Origin of the sequence: Mammaliicoccus sp. P-M59, assembly GCF_022386135.1 — a bacterium.
GTDB lineage: Bacteria > Bacillota > Bacilli > Staphylococcales > Staphylococcaceae > Mammaliicoccus > Mammaliicoccus sciuri_A.
In genome coordinates this window covers 56,937-73,553 of sequence record NZ_JAJNJJ010000002.1, presented here as the reverse complement: position 1 = coordinate 73,553, position 16,617 = coordinate 56,937, and the positions used below count along the sequence as shown (strand labels likewise).

Genomic DNA, 16,617 nt, shown 5'->3' with positions numbered 1-16,617 from the left:
TTTATTTGGCCTCCATATATAACGGGTTATTGATATTTGTATATTGATAATCGTAACCTTCAGCGAAGATTCTCATTTTTAACAATGATTTAATGTTAAAGGTTGGTTGTTTTAAAATATTGATGTCAGGTGCACTATGAACGTGATGATCGGCTATCATATTTCGAATGATTTGATAACCTTTTGTGCTGTCATAGCCATAAGTAGCCAACACTTGTATAAGCTGGAACAGATGATTGTATAAGACTGCATGAGAGAATACAGATAACAAATCTTCAAATGAGTCAGTAATCAAACCTGTTGAATCATCGATATCTATATTTCTTTCGTATAATCTCACGCCACCAAAGTCTCTTATATAAATAGAGATAGGCATGCCGTCTTTAATAATGACAGTGCTATTTTGCATATGTGCTTCTAAACTAATACCTTCTTCAAGCAATAATCTATAAGTAGCTTCTAATAAATTATGTGTATACTCTGTTAAGAATAATTGAGTTGCAGAATCAAATGACATGTCTTGTGTTTGCATAATTGTTTCAATACATTCAATGAGTATAGGTTTTCTTGAAACAAAGCTATCAGTAATCAGACTGCCACTTACTAATTGGTGAGCACCTTTCTGTTCAGGTATACGACTTCTTAACATAAAGCTACATTTATTAGCGTGTGCCTGATTGATGTTTAAATAACTGCCTGCTAAATCTTTTTGAATATAGCTATTATCATAACCATTTGAACGATAAATGCCTTCCACAACATCACTGAGAATAATACCGTTACGTATAGAAGCGGGTGACACATTTCTTACTGCACTTGTCGCTTGTGCATTGACAGCAGTCTTAACGATGCAATTTAATTCTTGTGCTTCTAAAGTTCTAAAAGATAATAATGGATTACTTTCAACTGCTAAATCGAATAACGGAATCATGAACTGTTGTTCGAAACATGTTTCAAACTGTGGTAACAGAAAATGTTTCAATTGCCATTCATGAATAAACAGTAATGCATAGTTTTCAAATTTAATGCCATGTGCTTTACAATATGTATCAACTTTCTCTTTAAAAGTTTCTAATGCAGGTGATTGATAGATATTAATTTCATCTATAAAATCTTTATTGCACAATAGAGGAATGACATTCACCGTTTGTCTAAATTCTGGTGAAAACTTAATAACATCATCAATAGAGAATCCTAATTTTGTCTTAGTCATGGGATGAAAAGGATGTCCCTCAGTAACACTTTGTTCAAAAAAGACATCCGATATATTCTCTTGTTCAACAAACTCAAAAATATTTTGATAACGGTGACCATATTGTTGATGATCACGTTCGAATTGAATATAGCTCAAAGTGAGATTACGAATAGAGTCTTGAATTTCGTGTACTAAGCGTTCATCATCATAAATGACATCTTGATCAATATCTTCAAAATTTGATAATTGATCAATACGTCGTGTGATTTCACGGTATGCTTTCTCGTATAAAGTAGTTATTTCTTCTTCAGAAAAATCTTGAAAATATTGACGTATTTCTTGTATCTGTTCGTTATATACGATTTCCAAAAAGATCAACTTCCTTTTCAAATAATTTATATAGTGAGAATCATTCTCAATTATAGGAGGTTTGAACGGTTTGTCAATGATAGAACATAATAATAAAAAATCACGATAAATTATATAAAATTATTATTTTAATACTTTAGTTAGTCTAAAAAGATTAGAATATGATAAAGACAATTGAATGAACTATTGATTTTTTATCATTTCTGTTACTATGAAGAAAAGTATGTGTAAAGTGAATTATCATATATGAGATTGAATATAAGGGGATTTAGCGATGAATAAAGTAAAGTCTTTAATGCAAAAAATGGGTCATGTACAAAATAGAATTGTCTGGCTAAATAAACCTAAAATGGAAAAAGCTTTATCTGGATATACGTCCTCAGAAGTTCATTGTATAGAAGCTATCCATAATATAGAAAATCCAAATGTTAAAAAAATATCAGATGACTTATTTATGACACGAGGCGCAATAAGTAAATTAACGAAAAAACTCATTAAGAAAAATGCGATTACGGTATATCAAAAAGATGACAATAAAAAAGAAATATACTTTGAGTTAACAGCAGAAGGAAACCGAATATATAACAGTCATTTAGCATTGCATGATCAATTTTTAGAAAGAGACAAACCATTCTTTGATGATATAACAGAAGAAGAATTTGAAACATTGAATCGATTTTTTGATAAATATAGTGACTACTTAGATCAAGTCATTGAGAAAGAAAAAGCTTGAATAGAATGTAGATAAAAGCTGAGACATCCATGTCTCAGCTTTTTTGAATGGCATCTCTAAGGGACATTATTCGGGATTCTGTCTCTAACAAAATTTCTGCTTATATCATTTTTGTTGACTAGGAAACAAAACACTCTTATAATGTTTCTGTGGAAACAAAATATAAAGGAGTTAATTTATGTCTTCTCAACAATTAGAACGCATTCCTAAAAGCACAATGATAGCGGCATGGGCCATTGCTTTAGGTGCTATTATGCCCATGCTCGATTCAACAATGATTAATATTGCGATTGATGATTTAACAAAATACTTTGATACATCCCTTAATTTTATTCAATGGGGTGTTACGGGATATATTCTTGCTATGGCAGTTGCTGTGCCGTTTTCTGGTTGGTTAATGGACCATTTTGATGGTAAACGAGTATATATTAGTGCTGTCGTTACGTTTGGAATCATTTCAGTATTAACTGGATTAAGTCCAAATATCTTTTGCTTTATTCTATTTAGACTCATTCAAGGATTTAGTGCAGGTATCATTTCAACGCTGATGGCTACACTGCTTGTTAAGACAACCGGCCAAGATAAAATTGGTAGAGTTATGGCTATTGTAAGTATTCCTATGATACTTGGTCCTATATTAGGTCCAGTAGTTGGTGGGTTTATTATTCATTATGTCTCATGGCAATGGATATTTTATTTGAATATCATTGTCATGATCATTATCACACCAGTTATGATTAAACGATTACCATCATATGAACCTTTTAATAAAGGTAAGAAACTAGATTGGTTTGGCATAATTAATTTATCTTTAATCAGTATTACGTTAATTTACGGCATTACACATGCTACTGAAACAGCTTCATTTACAAATATTGAAACTGTGCTCGTGCTATTGGCGAGTATTATACTTATCATGATTTATTTGATATACAATCGAGTTCAGGATTATCAAACCGTATTACCAACTAATTTGTTTAAAAATCGTAACTATGCAGCTTCAAGTAGCGGCTTATTTCTAGCCAATTTAGCGATTATGGGACCGATGATTATTTTCCCACTGTTCTTTCAGAATTTTAAAGGTTTTAATACGATTGAAGCGGCTATTGCATTAATGCCTCAAGGAATTGGTATGTTATTAGCGAGACCTTTGATTGGTAAATTAACAGATCATTATGGTGCTAAAAAAGTGATATTGGTAAGTTTAATATTATCGATTGTTGCTTCAATACCATTTGTATTTGTAGACGGCAACACATCAATCATTATATTGAGTATGCTACTTTTATTACGAGGTATAAGTGTTGGTGGGATACTACTACCATTTACGACAAATACTTATGCAGATTTAAAAGACGAACAATTACCACAAGCAGGTATTACGATTAATATTGTAGAAAATATTGGATCTAGCTTCGGTTCCGCATTGATCGCTACAGTCGTCGCAACAATATCTATACACAATCATATAATGGCATTTCACATTGGGTTTCTAGTCCCAGCAATTGTATTTATATTATTGCTTATATGTTGGGCGACGATTCCTTCAAAAAGTGTGAAAGCATAAAAAGAGATGTTTCATATGAAACATCTCTTAGGGGATATTTTATTATTTATCAGTTTTACGTTTTCTGAAGAATAATAAACTACCTAATACTGCGAATAATGTACCGAATAATGTTGTAGTTATCACTTCATTTTCACCTGTATTTGGTAATTGTTTCTTATCATGCTTAGCATTTGATTGAGTTTTGTTCTGAGCATGAGATGTAGATACTTGAGTAGCAGTTACTTTCTTTTCAGTATTATTTATTTGAGTAGCTTTTACTGCTTGTTTAGTGTCGTCTACTTTAGGTTGTTCAGCTGGCTTAGCAGGTTCGTCTACTTTAGGTTGTTCCGCCGATTTAGTAGGCTCGTCTACTTTAGGTTGCTCAGCAGGTTGAGTAGGCTCATCTACTTTAGGTTGTTCCGCCGGTTTAGTAGTGTCGTCTACTTTAGGTTGTTCCGCCGGTTTAGTAGGCTCGTCTACTTTAGGTTGCTCAGCCGGTTTAGTAGGTTCATCCGCTTTAGGTTGCTCAGCTGGCTTAGTAGGTTCATCCGCTTTAGGTTGCTCAGCCGGTTTAGCAGGTTCGTCTACTTTAGGTTGCTCAGCCGGTTTAGTAGGTTCATCCGCTTTAGGTTGCTCAGCTGGTTGAGTTGGATCTTCTACTTTACCGTCTTTATTAATAATAGACTGTATCCAGTTATAAATTTCATGTGTTATAGGAGTCATTAAAGTTCCATATTCATTGCCTGTTGTATCATAACTAAATACACCAATAACATCGTCAGTACCTTCAAGAATAATAGGACTTCCAGATTGTCCAGAATATCCGTACATCGATAATTCAACTGTTCCTTTAGGTTGTTTTTGAATGATAGTACCATCAACCCAATATTGGTCTATTGATTCTTCATTTAAATCAACTGGATAACCTTGTGATTCTATCTTTTTACCAAGCATTTCTTTCTTAAATGGTTTAATGTTATAAGGGTTTATTTCACTTATAGATTCTGGCATATCATTATGTGGTTCTACTTCAATAATTCCGATATCATAACGTTGCAATGGAGATTCAATGTATTGTGGCATAACATGCATTGCTTTAATTTTGTAGCGACCAAACTTTTCAAATTCACCATGTCTACCTGGTGAAACATACCCACCAGTTAAATATCCTCTTGGGTAATTATTACTATAAATAACATGACCTGCTGTTAGGATATAATTTTCTCCAATAACTAATCCAGTACCATTAGCATGTTTTAAGTTTTCGATTTGACCTTTATAATTACCATTTTCCACATAAATATAAGCAGTTCTGTTACGGACCTCATAGTTTTCTAATTTTCTACGAGTATCAATTAAAGCACCATCCTCATCAAAGTGAGGGTCTTTTGAAGTATCATATCGGAAATTAGGATCTGTGAAATATGCATCTTCTTTTTCTTCTTCGGCAGTAAGTGCTGTCGGAGTAGGTTGTGCTGTTGCATTATTTTCTGTTGAAGTAGGTGCAGGTTGAGTTGTATCTTCTTTAGTACTTGATGTTGTATTACTTGTAGTATTTTCAGTTACATTATGCTCAGAAGGTGATGCTGTTGGCTCACTATTAGCTTCGTTAGCAGCATTACTATCTGTTTCTTTGTTTGCTTCAACTGAATTTGTCGCTTCATTTGTATTTGTTGAATTGTCTTTATTCTCTATATTATTTGATTCATTTGAAGTATGTGTTTCTTCATGAGCTACAGCTGCGTTTGACTCAGTTGATGCATTGTTCTCGCTGGCATGAGTGACAGTTGGATGAGATAAGAAAAATACACCTGCGATAATAACAGGTAACTTTACTAATCCCGTTCTAAAGTTGATAAAGTTTTTATTCATGTAAAACTTCCTTTCTTGGATGATACCCATAATATACAAAAATTTCCATGCTAGCGCAATACGAAATGATTATTATTCTCAATTATTTTAGAAATATTTTACAAATTTGTGAATGAAGGTAGGAGAGGTGTGAAAGAAAGGTATGACTAGCAACATAGAACCCCCGAATATTGCAAGACGCGTATGACTAGCAACATAGGAGGCCCGAATATTGCAAGACGAGGATGTCTAGCAACATAGAAGGCGCGAATATTGCAAGACGAGGATGTCTAGCAACATAGAAGCCGTGAATATTGCAAGACGCGTATGACTAGCAACATAGAAGCTGTGAATATTGCAAGACGGGCACGACTAGCAACATAGGAGCTGCGAATATTGCAAGACGAGCATGACTAGCAACATAGGAGCTGCGAATATTGCAAGACACGACTGACTAGCAACATAGAAGCCCCGAATATTGCAAGACGGGCATGACTAGCAACATAGAACCTCCGAATATTGCAAGACGAGGATATCTAGCAACATTTGGGGGCATTTTTACACTCTATTTCAATATCCTATTCCAACGCGTGATTGGATATATTCGTCAGACGATATTTGATTGTAAACGAAGTCTGCTGTGTCTGGGACAGATATTTTTACAGCATTCTCTGGTAAGTAGTTTCGTTCGACTCTGTATTGTCCGATTCTTTCGCCATCTGGTAAATAGGTTGGACATACGATTGTCCAATCTAAATCTGAATCTTTAAGTATTGTATAAACTTTATGATGTTCTTCTGCTGCGCGGGTTGTTCGTCTTTTTGATTCGTTTGATTGATAGCGCAATAAATTCTTGTCAGTTCGGCTTTGTAATATACCAGCAGTACCTACTGTAATGATGCGTTTAATGCCTTGTTGTGACATTGTATCTATAATTAATGGCATAGCTTCTGATAATGTAGTGGAGCCATCTGTACTTAATGCACTTACACTAATGTCATTACCTTCAGCTGCTTTTTGAATATCATTTGGATTTAATACATTTCCTTCGATTAGTCTCACAGATTGATGATCGACATTTAATTTATTTTTATCACGAACGAGTACGGTTACGTCATGACCGTCCGATAGTGCATGTGTTAATACTTCTTGTCCAACTCTGCCTGTAGCACCTAAAATTAATATTTTCATTTGTATTGCTCCTTTTAAAAAAGTTCTTATTTTAATGATAGACAATTTCGGGTATATATACTAGACATCAAACTTTTGAAAAGGTGGTTCTGTATGAAAATAAGTAAAATATTAAAATACGTTGGTATCATTTCAGCACCGTTAGTTGGTGGTAGACTAATCGGTAAATATGCTGTTCAAAATGCACGTAAAGATTATTCTAAAAATAAAAAACCACCATTTTCACCACCGGGTTATATATTCCCAATTGTATGGCCGATATTATATTTAAGCATGGGTATCGCACATTCGATTATAACGAAAGAACGCGCAGCTAAATCAACACAGACAGCTTATTATAGTCAATTAGGTTTAAATTACTTATGGTCAATACTGTATTTCAAATATAAATTAAGAGGCACAGCGCTGATTGAAAGTTATGTATTATTGAGCGCAGTCATATTAACAACTGTTCAATTTTATAAAGTGAATAAGACAGCAGGATTATTATTAATCCCGTATGTTTGCTGGTCTGCTTATGCCTCATATTTAACAACAGGTAATTGGGCACTTAATAAAGATAACCCGAGATATACGGAGAAATAGGGAATACACCTAGTAGGAAAAATACAATTAAGCATATATTTTAAGCGGGATTACTCAATAGAGTACCCGCTTAAAATATGTCTGTATAAAAAATAAAATCATAACGATTGCCTTGATTGTCTGAGCAGTCGTTATGACGGTATATAGCGAATTATTCTGAAGATTGAGCTTCCAACTTTTCTAGGATGCCTTTAATAATTTCTTTCTCATCTGATAAATTAAACTCTTCAGATGAGATTTTTTGGCTAATAGACTGTGAAACATATAACAAATCATCACTAATATCTTCATAATAGCCTTTCCCGTTGTTGTTAACCATGGTTCTACCTCTTTCTCTAGTATAGCTATATATGTAATACCCAGAAAATATAAAATAATAACAAAAAAAGTAATTTAATTATTGGAAATACAAAATAATAATTAATTTGTTTACTTTCTGAAACAAATTATACACAAAAAGAATGGTTTTGAAAATCAATTAAAGTTAATGTGTTTTTTGGTTTTGCGGAACTTTTTGTAAATGATTAACCAATAAAAAAAACACACCATATCCTAATTGATATGGCGCGTTATTATAAGTTTTTATGAATTATCAGCATTGGACTGATTCATTAATATTTTAATATGTTGATCAAATTCTTTAATGATATTCTCAGGTGTAACGTTATTTTGTACAAATGATTTTCTATAAAGCCATCCGTATACAAACATATTAATAAATAGAATAAAATCTTCACGATTTATATTGAATTCACTATTTTTATGGATATCTACTAATTTACTGTTAAATACGACTGCAAGTTCTTTATTATGCTCTAAAATCATCTCTGTAAAGTTGGATGGTGCAAATGATAATTGAATGTAGAATTTTACTAAGTACTCTGAATCATAAATATATTCTTGAAAAAACTTTGTGAGTTCTTCATGAGCATTATGAGGTTGTGTATCAATACTTTTGATTAATTTCATACCTTTATTCATACATCTTTCAATACATTGTTCATACAATTCATCTTTACTTTTGAAATAGTTATATAAACTTGCTTTTTTAATACCTAATTCATTGGCAATATTATTTAGTGATGTTCCATAATAGCCCATTTCAGAAAAGGTTCTCATACTTATTTGAATGAGTTTCTCAGATGTATTATTCACTTCATTTGCCTCCTTTACTTCCTATGAATAACTATACAGGAAAATACACTAAAAATCACTCGTAAAAACGTTTACATTTCACACAATAAATTACGCATTGCCTTTTTCTCTGAAAATGATATACTATTTTTACAAACTACCGTTCGTTAGGGAGAGGGATTATGGAACTTTTATTGTTATTTTTTATCGTTTATCCAATTGCTATGTCGATTTTTTGGATAATCGGGACTTTGATTTACTACGTTTTTATCGAAAGAAAATTGAAAGCTAAGCATATTAACTATCAACCACAAGAAGGGATTTCATTTATTATCGCTTGTTACAACGAAGCGAGTACCATTGCAGAAACGATTAAGAATTTAAATGACCTCTCATATCCGATCAAAGAAATTATTGCTGTTAATGATGGGAGCTCGGATAATACAAAGGCAGAATTATTAAGACTTAAACAAGTGTACAAAATTAAGTTTATTAATTTAGAGGAAAATAGGGGTAAAGCAAATGCGTTAAATATTGCAGCTCAATATGCTCAATACCCATATTTGATGTGTGTGGATGCAGATACGATTATCGACGATGATGCACCGTATTATATGGTGGAAAGTTTGGTTGATGATCCAACAATCGGAGCAGTAACAGGGAACCCACGTATTAGAAATAAATCTACTTTACTAGGGAAAATTCAAACAATCGAATATGCAAGCATGATAGGCAGTATAAAGAGAGCACAAACGATTAACGGATTTGTTAATACGATATCTGGTGTGTTTACGTTATTTAATAAACAAGCACTAGAGAAGAATCAATATTGGGATACGGACATGATTACTGAAGATATTGCAGTGTCATGGAAGTTTCATTTATCAGGATACAAAATAAAATATGAACCGAGAGCATTATGTTGGATGCTTGTGCCTGAAACATTTAAGGGGTTATGGAAACAAAGGGTAAGATGGTCCCAAGGTGGACATGAAGTGATTTTAAGAGATTTTAAGAACATGTTTAAAGTAAGAAACGTTTCATTATGGTTGTTATTTATTGAACAAATTCTTTCTGTAATATGGGTATATGGCATAGTTGTTATCTTATGTTACACACTACTTCGATTAAACTTCTTGGATTACTACTTCTATAATTATCAATTAAATATCTTCTTAATATCAGCATTCTTACTGACGTTTATTAACATCATTCAATTTACTATTTCTTTATTGATTGATAGTAGATATGAAAGAAAAAATAATTTATTTCTCATATTTTTAAGTTGGTATCCAACTTTTTATTGGTTAATCAATGCAATCGTTGTCGTAGTTGCATTTCCAAAAGCACTTAAAAGAAAAAAAGGAGCGTTTGCTACATGGACAAGTCCAGACAGAGGGAACATAAAAGAGTAGAATCAAATTTAAATATTTTTAGAGAGTCAATCGTATTTATAGCATCATCAATATTATGGCTATATTGCATAACAGTATTATTTGTAATGGTAGGTTCGTTATTACCGATAGACAATCATTTTATACAAATTGTAAGAGTAATATTGAATCTTGAGAAAGGTGACATTGTCTCGATTTTTAATTATTTTGTGATTGGGTCAATCATCATTGCAGTATATTTGATGATTACGTTTCTATTCAACGTTAGAAGAAAGAGAGCTGTACCACATGAGAATTATTAAGATGAGTCTTAAGTGGTCGATGATGATAGCTTTGATATTATTCATGTTCATTTCTAGTGATCAATCAGTACTTGCTAAGAAACAAAAAACACTTGGTGGCGAGAAAAATGGATGTCTCGCATTAAACTATCACCGCGTACGAGAAGACACATGGATAGATAAATTATTATCAGCATTCTCAAATAGTAAAGAATTGAAAATTTATAGTGTCACTGACACGCAATTCGAATCTCATATTAAATGGTTAAAAGAAAAGAATGCTCAATTTTTATCTTTAGATGAATTCATTCATTACAAAGAAAAAGGTAAGTTCCCTAAAAATTGCGTGTGGTTAAATTTTGATGATATGGATCAAAGTATTTATGAAAATGCCTTTCCAATTATGAAAAAATACGATGTCCAAGGAACTGGGTTTGTAATAACAGATCATGTAGGTGACCCTGATTTTCATAATATTCGTATGTCTCCTAAAAAAGAATTACTCGAAATGAAGAATAGTGGTCTATGGGATTTTGCTTCGCATACACATGATATGCATACTATGAAAAAAGAAAAATCAAAATTTGTAGCATATGCTGAAAAGGGGAACATTAAACAGGATATCGATAAAAGTACGAACTATATTAAAGATGAACTAGATGGAAATGAACAAGCGATCGCATATCCGTACGGTCAAGCAAACGATAAATTAATTAAACAACTTGATCACGATACATCAATCAAGTATGGATTTACATTGGAAGAAAAAGCAGTTGTTCCAGATAGTGATAATTTTTACATTCCAAGAGTTATGGTAAGTGATGACGCTTTTAAAAAGCTTGTTAAGAAATGGGAAGGATTTAATCATGAGTAAAGGAAGATATATTGAATTTATATATTTAAGAACATTTTTATGTTTATTAATTGTACTAACACATGTTTTTACCGAGTTTACAAACACAAATGAACCTGATGAACTGCAATTACAAGTCTTATATTGGATCAGAATGATCTTAATTATCGGGACACCTTCATTTATTATATTGTCTCAACTATTAACGACACTCAATTATAATGATAAATTAAAAACAGGCTATTTAAGAACACGACTAAAATATATATTATTACCTTACTTAATTATGGGTGCATTCTATAGCTATTCTGAATCACTTAAATTAAACGATTCATTCCTAACGCAATACACAGAAAATGTTATTCAAGGTAATTGGTATGGCTATTTTATTGTAATCATTATTCAGTTCTTCTTACTAAATTGGATTATCTATCGAATAAACGCAAAAATACTTTTTTCAAAATGGAGCCTTATCATTTCGTTTATGATCAATACAATCTATTTGTATAGCTACCAAAATGTTGAACCTGTTAGAGAATTTATAAGTCACTATTATCCATTTAGTCCTGAAACATTTATAATTGGTTGGTTATTTTATTACTTTTTAGGTTCTTACGTAGGTCATAATTATCAAGCTATTAAAGCTTTCGTATCGAAATACATCGCTTTAATTGTATTTTTAGCTATCGTTGCATACATAGCCTTTGTGTTTGTAGGAGAACATGATTATTGGATGGTTAGTAGTATGGACTATCGTATTTTATTATATATTACTTTTGCATTTTTAATTTTAATTAACTTTAGCACACAGTTTGATGAATTTATGTTTAGTTCTGTTGAATTGATTAGTAGATATTCATTTTTTGTTTATTTACTACATCCTATTATATTGGAATATATGTTCCAATATACAAGTATATTTGAAGAACAAACATTCATCTTTATTCCAATATCTTTACTGTTTATTGTGGGATGTTGTCTCGGGATTGGAATTTTATTAAGAGAATTTCAAATTTTTAAATACGTAATGGGCAGACAACCTTATAACAAATAAATATTTAAATAAAAAAGCAAGTTATCTCATAAACGAGGTAACTTGCTTTTATTTATATTATGCTGTTTTGTATGATGATTTCTTAAATTGATATACGATGAAACCTATAATAAATCCGACAACGGCTGGTAATACCCAACCCATTCCAATCGTGAAGAACGGTAAGAATTTTTCGCCAAAAGTGATAACTGCATGTGCAAAACTTGTATTTGCGATGAATTCAGGACTTGCTTTAATACCATCAACAAATGAAGCAATCATTGTAAAGTATGTCGTAAATTGATAAACAATTTTTGAATGATTAAAGAATGAACTGAATAATGTTAGCAAAATAATTGTAATCGCTAATGGATATAAAAACATTAATACTGGAGTAGAGTATTCAATAATTTTTGTTAAACCAACATTAGCAAATATACATGAAATAATACTTACAACTGTTGCAAACATTAAATAATTTTGCTTTGGAAATAGCTCAGTGAATGTTTCTGAAAAGGCTGTGATTAAGCCTATAGCAGTCTTTAAACAAGCTACGATAATGATTAGAGATAGTAATATGATGCCGTAATCACCTAAATAATATCGTGCGATTTGAGCTAAAGCTATGCCACCATTTTCACTCGCTTTGAAATGACCTAAACTCATCGTACCCATAAATGCTAATAAACTATAAATAATACCCATTAAAATAATGCTAATCGTACCAGATTTAAACGTTTCTTTCGCAATATGATTTGGGTTTGTAATACCTAACTTTTTAATAGTGGATACGATGATAATACCGAATGCCAGTGCAGCTAAAGCATCTAACGTATTATAACCATCAATGAACCCTTTTAATAACGCGCTATTTTCATAATCAGGATTAATATTAGCATTTGATACTTGTCCAATTGGATTAATAAACGCTAATAAAATCAATAAGCCTAAAAGGACTAAAAATACAGGATTTAAAAATTTACCGATATATTCTAGAATTTTTGAAGGTTTTTTTGAGAAAAACCAAGCAACTAAGAAGAATAAAATACTAAATATCGATAAATATAATGTGACAGATGAATCTGAAATAAACGGTGTAAATGCAATTTCAAACGATGTCGTCGCAAGTCTAGGTAACGCATAGAACGGTCCGATTACAAGATAAAGTAATATTGTGAAGATATAAGCGTATTTGCGATTCACACGTGTCGTTACCTCGAAAATTCCATTCGTTTTAGAAATACCAATTGCGATAATACCTAAGAACGGTAAACCAATCGCAGTAATTAAGAAACCAATATTGGCCGTTAAAACATTCGATCCCGCCAATTGACCTAAATGAATAGGGAAGATTAAATTACCCGCTCCAAAAAATAAGCCAAAAAGTAAGGATCCAATATATATATTTTCTTTAAAAGTCAGTTTGTTTTTCATGATGATAAATTTCTCCTATTTTTTTAATCAACTTCACTATCTTAATGCGTATTGTAAGAAGATGTCAAATGGGTATTCGGGATAAACAAAGAAAGAGCCTAGAACAACGATGTACATTGCTGTTCTAGGCTCTTTTATGATTTTATTGTGGCGCTAACGATCAAGACTCAAAAACAAGATCGTTAGAAATTCTAACGTTCAAGAAAGTGAAACAAGATCGTTAGCGGACTGAATCATAGGTGAAATATAGTGATTTTACACTAAATGAGATATCTAACGATCAAGACTCAAAAACAAGATCGTTAGAAATTCTAACGATCAAGAAAGTGAAACAAGATCGTTAGCGGACTGAATCATAGGTGAAATATAGTGATTTTACACTAAATGAGATGTCTAACGATCAAGACTCAAAAACAAGGTCGTTAGAAATTCTAACGTTCAAGAAAGTGAAACAAGATCGTTAGCGCACCGAACTCCACCGAAATCCACCCAATCTCACCAAATTTCTAGTTATTTCTCATCTCATACAGTAATCCTTGTGCTGCTTCTAAGTTTGGCTTATCCATATTTTTAAGTGCTTCTGTTATAAGTTGGATTTCATTACCTTTTGCACCGATTTTAATTGCTAATGATTTATAGTGTAGGTTCATATGACCTTGCTGTATACCTTCTGATACGAGTGCACGACATGCTGAAAAGTTCTGTGCGAGTCCGACTGCTGCTACAATGTGTGCTAATTCTTGTGCTGTTTTAACGCCTAGCAAGTCTAACGTAACTTTAGATATTGGTAAGAGGTCTATGCTTCCGCCAATAATGCCAAGTGTTAATGGTAATTCTATAGCACCTATTAAGAATTGGTTATCTCTATCATATTTCCAAGTTGTTAAACTTCTATATTGTCCGTCTTTACTTGCATAAGCATGTGCACCTGCTTCAACACTTCTTGTATCATTACCTGAAGCTAATACAACTGAGCTAATACCATTCATAACACCTTTATTATGTGTGACTGCTCTATATGGGTCGATGTGCGCTAATACAGATGCTCTTTCCATACGGTGTGCGACTTCTGCACCACTTACATCACCTTTATCCAAATCTGAAACGGCAATTTTACCTTCAATGCGAATAACAGATGTTGTTGAATAGTTTGAAAGGATACTCATTAGTATGTTTGTATCACTTAATTGCGTTTCTAAATAATGTGCAATACCTTCAAGAATGGTATTGATAATATTAGCACCCATTGCATCACGCGTATCGATATGAACTTTTAAAGAAAGCATGCCTTCTTCAGGGAATTCATCTGTTTCGATTTTACGGTAACCGCCACCTCTTTTAAGGATAGAAGGGTAGACTTGATCGGCTACTTGGTGGATATCTGATTCTAAATTTAAAATATCTTTAGATAGTTGAGCAGTATCTGTAACATTATCAAATACGATTTGACCTAATTTAATATTGTCACTTTGAACAACTTTAAGACCACCAGATTTGTTGAAAAGTTTAGAACCGAAACTTGCTGCTGCGACTACTGAAGGCTCTTCAACCATCATAGGTACAGCGTATGCTTTATCTTCTACTATAATTTCAGGTAAGACACCTACTGGTAGGGTACCTTGACCAATGACATTTTCGATTAAATTCTCTAAAAGTTCTTTATCTATTTCTGAATTATTGAGTAATATTTGCTCAGATTCTTCTTTAATCCAACCATGATCTTTTAATTGTTGAATTTTTTCATGTCGTGATAAGTGTCTGAAATCTTTCGTTAAAGGTTTCATTAAAGTCCTACTCCTTTTTCTATCATTAATGCTATGCCTAAGCCACCACCGATACAAGCAGTCGCGATACCTGTTTGCTTATCTTCTTGTTTTAGGGCATGTGCAAGCGTTGTAACTAATCTTGAGCCTGTTGATCCTAGTGGATGACCTAAAGCAATCGCACCACCATAAATGTTAAATTTCTCATCTGGAATGTTCAGATTCTTTTTAACAGGAATACTTTGTGCTGAGAATGCTTCTGTCATCTCAACTAAGTCGATATCTTGAATTGATTTTTCAGTCTTGTTTAATAGTGACTCTACAGCATAGAAAGGTGCGTAACCCATGTATAATGGATCACAGCCGATTTCAGCGTGTTGTCCGACAGTTGCTAAGATTGTGTAGCCGTGTTCTTTCGCATATGATTCACTCATTAAAATTAAAGCAGAACCACCGTCGCTTAATGCTGAAGCGTTCCCCGCAGTCACTGTACCGTCTTCTTTGAAAATTGTTTTTAATGTTGCAAGGTCTTCCATTGTACTTTCTGGTCTAATTAATTCATCTGAAGTCATTGTTTCACCATTAACATCTTCTAATGAAACGATTTCTTCGTTAAATTTACCAGCTTTAGTTGCTTTATCAGATTTTAAGTGTGAATTTAAAGCAAACGCATCTTGTTCTTCACGTGTTACATCATATTTAGTTGCAATTGCTTCTGCAGTTAAGCCCATCGCCATATTATGAAAGACATCTGTTAAACCATCATGCATGAAACTTTTAACAGGTGCGTCGCCTTTTTTAAGAATAAGGTCTGGTGTGTTTGTCATACTTTCAACGCCACCAACAGCAACAACATTTGCTTCACCAAGTTGAATAAGTTGTTTCCCTAAGATGATAGATTTAAGTCCTGATCCACAAACTTCGTTTACTGTCATACCAGGTGTTTCGTATGGTAAACCAGCATTTACAGCAATTTGTCTAGCAGCATTTTGTCCCGTACCTGCTTGAACAACGTTACCGAAAATCACATTTTCTATATCTTTAGGATCTAGTTGAATTTTATTAATTGCAGATTTTAAAGCAGCAGTCCCTAATTCTACTGCAGAGTAGTTACTCAACCTTCCTCTGAATTTTCCTACAGGTGTTCTTTGAGCACTTACGATTACAACTTTATTCATATTTAATGTTCTCCTTAAAAATTTATTTATTAATAATTGTCAATATTTAATGTAGTTTGATATCATTCAATATA

At 32.6% G+C, this 16,617-nt stretch carries 15 protein-coding genes; 7 read left to right on the top strand and 8 right to left on the bottom strand.

Features of this window, described 5'->3' with window-relative positions; genetic code table 11:
- Position 1: 1 nt before the first annotated feature.
- Positions 2-1,564: an IucA/IucC family protein gene (locus tag LQ617_RS05440; protein ID WP_239739838.1), complete on the bottom strand. Its 1,563-nt coding sequence runs from the start codon at positions 1,562-1,564 to the stop codon at positions 2-4.
- 274 nt (positions 1,565-1,838) lie between these two features.
- Between LQ617_RS05440 and LQ617_RS05435 the strand changes: the two genes are divergently transcribed.
- Positions 1,839-2,297 (top strand): MarR family transcriptional regulator, encoded by a 459-nt coding sequence (locus LQ617_RS05435; RefSeq protein ID WP_206166597.1) that lies wholly within the window; start codon positions 1,839-1,841, stop codon positions 2,295-2,297.
- A gap of 178 nt (positions 2,298-2,475) precedes the next feature.
- Positions 2,476-3,864 carry a DHA2 family efflux MFS transporter permease subunit gene (locus tag LQ617_RS05430; protein WP_239739836.1) on the top strand — a complete coding sequence of 463 codons (1,389 nt, stop codon included), beginning with the start codon at positions 2,476-2,478 and terminating at the stop codon, positions 3,862-3,864.
- Positions 3,865-3,906: 42 nt separating this feature from the next.
- Here the strand turns inward: LQ617_RS05430 and LQ617_RS05425 are convergent, their stop codons facing one another.
- Positions 3,907-5,718: a trypsin-like serine protease gene (locus LQ617_RS05425; protein ID WP_239739834.1), complete on the bottom strand. Its 1,812-nt coding sequence runs from the start codon at positions 5,716-5,718 to the stop codon at positions 3,907-3,909.
- Positions 5,719-6,267: 549 nt separating this feature from the next.
- On the bottom strand, positions 6,268-6,888 hold the full coding sequence (locus LQ617_RS05420; RefSeq protein WP_239739832.1) for an NAD(P)-dependent oxidoreductase: 621 nt from the start codon (positions 6,886-6,888) through the stop codon (positions 6,268-6,270).
- Positions 6,889-6,981: 93 nt separating this feature from the next.
- On the opposite strand from LQ617_RS05420, the gene LQ617_RS05415 reads away from it, so the two are divergent.
- Positions 6,982-7,473, top strand: coding sequence for a TspO/MBR family protein (locus LQ617_RS05415; protein WP_126476588.1), 492 nt, complete (start codon positions 6,982-6,984; stop codon positions 7,471-7,473).
- A gap of 151 nt (positions 7,474-7,624) precedes the next feature.
- Here LQ617_RS05415 and LQ617_RS05410 read toward each other — a convergent pair whose 3' ends face one another.
- Positions 7,625-7,792 carry a hypothetical protein gene (locus LQ617_RS05410; protein WP_185805772.1) on the bottom strand — a complete coding sequence of 56 codons (168 nt, stop codon included), beginning with the start codon at positions 7,790-7,792 and terminating at the stop codon, positions 7,625-7,627.
- A gap of 263 nt (positions 7,793-8,055) precedes the next feature.
- Complete coding sequence (locus LQ617_RS05405) at positions 8,056-8,628, bottom strand: TetR/AcrR family transcriptional regulator (protein ID WP_239705544.1); 573 nt, start codon at positions 8,626-8,628, stop codon at positions 8,056-8,058.
- A 161-nt stretch (positions 8,629-8,789) separates the two neighbouring features.
- Between LQ617_RS05405 and pgaC the strand changes: the two genes are divergently transcribed.
- The 4 genes from pgaC to LQ617_RS05385 are packed head-to-tail and all read left to right on the top strand — an operon-like array spanning position 8,790 to position 12,189.
- On the top strand, positions 8,790-10,022 hold the full coding sequence (gene pgaC / locus LQ617_RS05400; protein WP_239739831.1) for a poly-beta-1,6-N-acetyl-D-glucosamine synthase: 1,233 nt from the start codon (positions 8,790-8,792) through the stop codon (positions 10,020-10,022).
- Positions 9,986-10,303, top strand: coding sequence for an intracellular adhesion protein IcaD (gene icaD, locus LQ617_RS05395; RefSeq protein ID WP_078099638.1), 318 nt, complete (start codon positions 9,986-9,988; stop codon positions 10,301-10,303). The genes pgaC and icaD overlap by 37 nt, the downstream gene beginning before the upstream one ends.
- Positions 10,290-11,156: an intercellular adhesin biosynthesis polysaccharide N-deacetylase gene (gene icaB / locus LQ617_RS05390; protein ID WP_239739829.1), complete on the top strand. Its 867-nt coding sequence runs from the start codon at positions 10,290-10,292 to the stop codon at positions 11,154-11,156. Before icaD ends, icaB begins: the two co-directional genes overlap by 14 nt.
- A complete protein-coding gene (locus tag LQ617_RS05385) occupies positions 11,149-12,189 on the top strand; it encodes an acyltransferase family protein (RefSeq protein WP_239739827.1) in 1,041 nt (346 codons plus the stop codon). Before icaB ends, LQ617_RS05385 begins: the two co-directional genes overlap by 8 nt.
- 57 nt (positions 12,190-12,246) lie before the next feature.
- Here LQ617_RS05385 and brnQ read toward each other — a convergent pair whose 3' ends face one another.
- From brnQ to LQ617_RS05370, 3 genes are all read right to left on the bottom strand, one after another.
- Positions 12,247-13,605: a branched-chain amino acid transport system II carrier protein gene (gene brnQ, locus LQ617_RS05380; RefSeq protein ID WP_037589161.1), complete on the bottom strand. Its 1,359-nt coding sequence runs from the start codon at positions 13,603-13,605 to the stop codon at positions 12,247-12,249.
- 503 nt (positions 13,606-14,108) lie between these two features.
- Entirely contained in the window at positions 14,109-15,386 is a 1,278-nt protein-coding gene (locus tag LQ617_RS05375; RefSeq protein ID WP_126476583.1) for a hydroxymethylglutaryl-CoA reductase, degradative, read from the bottom strand.
- Positions 15,386-16,543, bottom strand: a complete 1,158-nt coding sequence (locus LQ617_RS05370) for a thiolase family protein (RefSeq protein WP_239739825.1) — start codon at positions 16,541-16,543, stop codon at positions 15,386-15,388. Before LQ617_RS05370 ends, LQ617_RS05375 begins: the two co-directional genes overlap by 1 nt.
- Between the last annotated feature and the right edge of the window lie 74 nt (positions 16,544-16,617).

What these genes read in the sequence shown, in the direction of transcription:
- LQ617_RS05435 (WP_206166597.1), top strand. Translation starts at nt 1,839, where the DNA reads ATGAATAAAGTAAAGTCTTTAATGCAAAAAATGGGTCATGTACAAAAT.
- LQ617_RS05430 (WP_239739836.1), top strand. Translation starts at nt 2,476, where the DNA reads ATGTCTTCTCAACAATTAGAACGCATTCCTAAAAGCACAATGATAGCG.
- LQ617_RS05425 (WP_239739834.1), bottom strand. Translation starts at nt 5,718, where the DNA reads ATGAATAAAAACTTTATCAACTTTAGAACGGGATTAGTAAAGTTACCT.
- LQ617_RS05420 (WP_239739832.1), bottom strand. Translation starts at nt 6,888, where the DNA reads ATGAAAATATTAATTTTAGGTGCTACAGGCAGAGTTGGACAAGAAGTA.
- LQ617_RS05415 (WP_126476588.1), top strand. Translation starts at nt 6,982, where the DNA reads ATGAAAATAAGTAAAATATTAAAATACGTTGGTATCATTTCAGCACCG.
- LQ617_RS05410 (WP_185805772.1), bottom strand. Translation starts at nt 7,792, where the DNA reads ATGGTTAACAACAACGGGAAAGGCTATTATGAAGATATTAGTGATGAT.
- pgaC (WP_239739831.1), top strand. Translation starts at nt 8,790, where the DNA reads ATGGAACTTTTATTGTTATTTTTTATCGTTTATCCAATTGCTATGTCG.
- icaD (WP_078099638.1), top strand. Translation starts at nt 9,986, where the DNA reads ATGGACAAGTCCAGACAGAGGGAACATAAAAGAGTAGAATCAAATTTA.
- icaB (WP_239739829.1), top strand. Translation starts at nt 10,290, where the DNA reads ATGAGAATTATTAAGATGAGTCTTAAGTGGTCGATGATGATAGCTTTG.
- LQ617_RS05385 (WP_239739827.1), top strand. Translation starts at nt 11,149, where the DNA reads ATGAGTAAAGGAAGATATATTGAATTTATATATTTAAGAACATTTTTA.
- LQ617_RS05375 (WP_126476583.1), bottom strand. Translation starts at nt 15,386, where the DNA reads ATGAAACCTTTAACGAAAGATTTCAGACACTTATCACGACATGAAAAA.
- LQ617_RS05370 (WP_239739825.1), bottom strand. Translation starts at nt 16,543, where the DNA reads ATGAATAAAGTTGTAATCGTAAGTGCTCAAAGAACACCTGTAGGAAAA.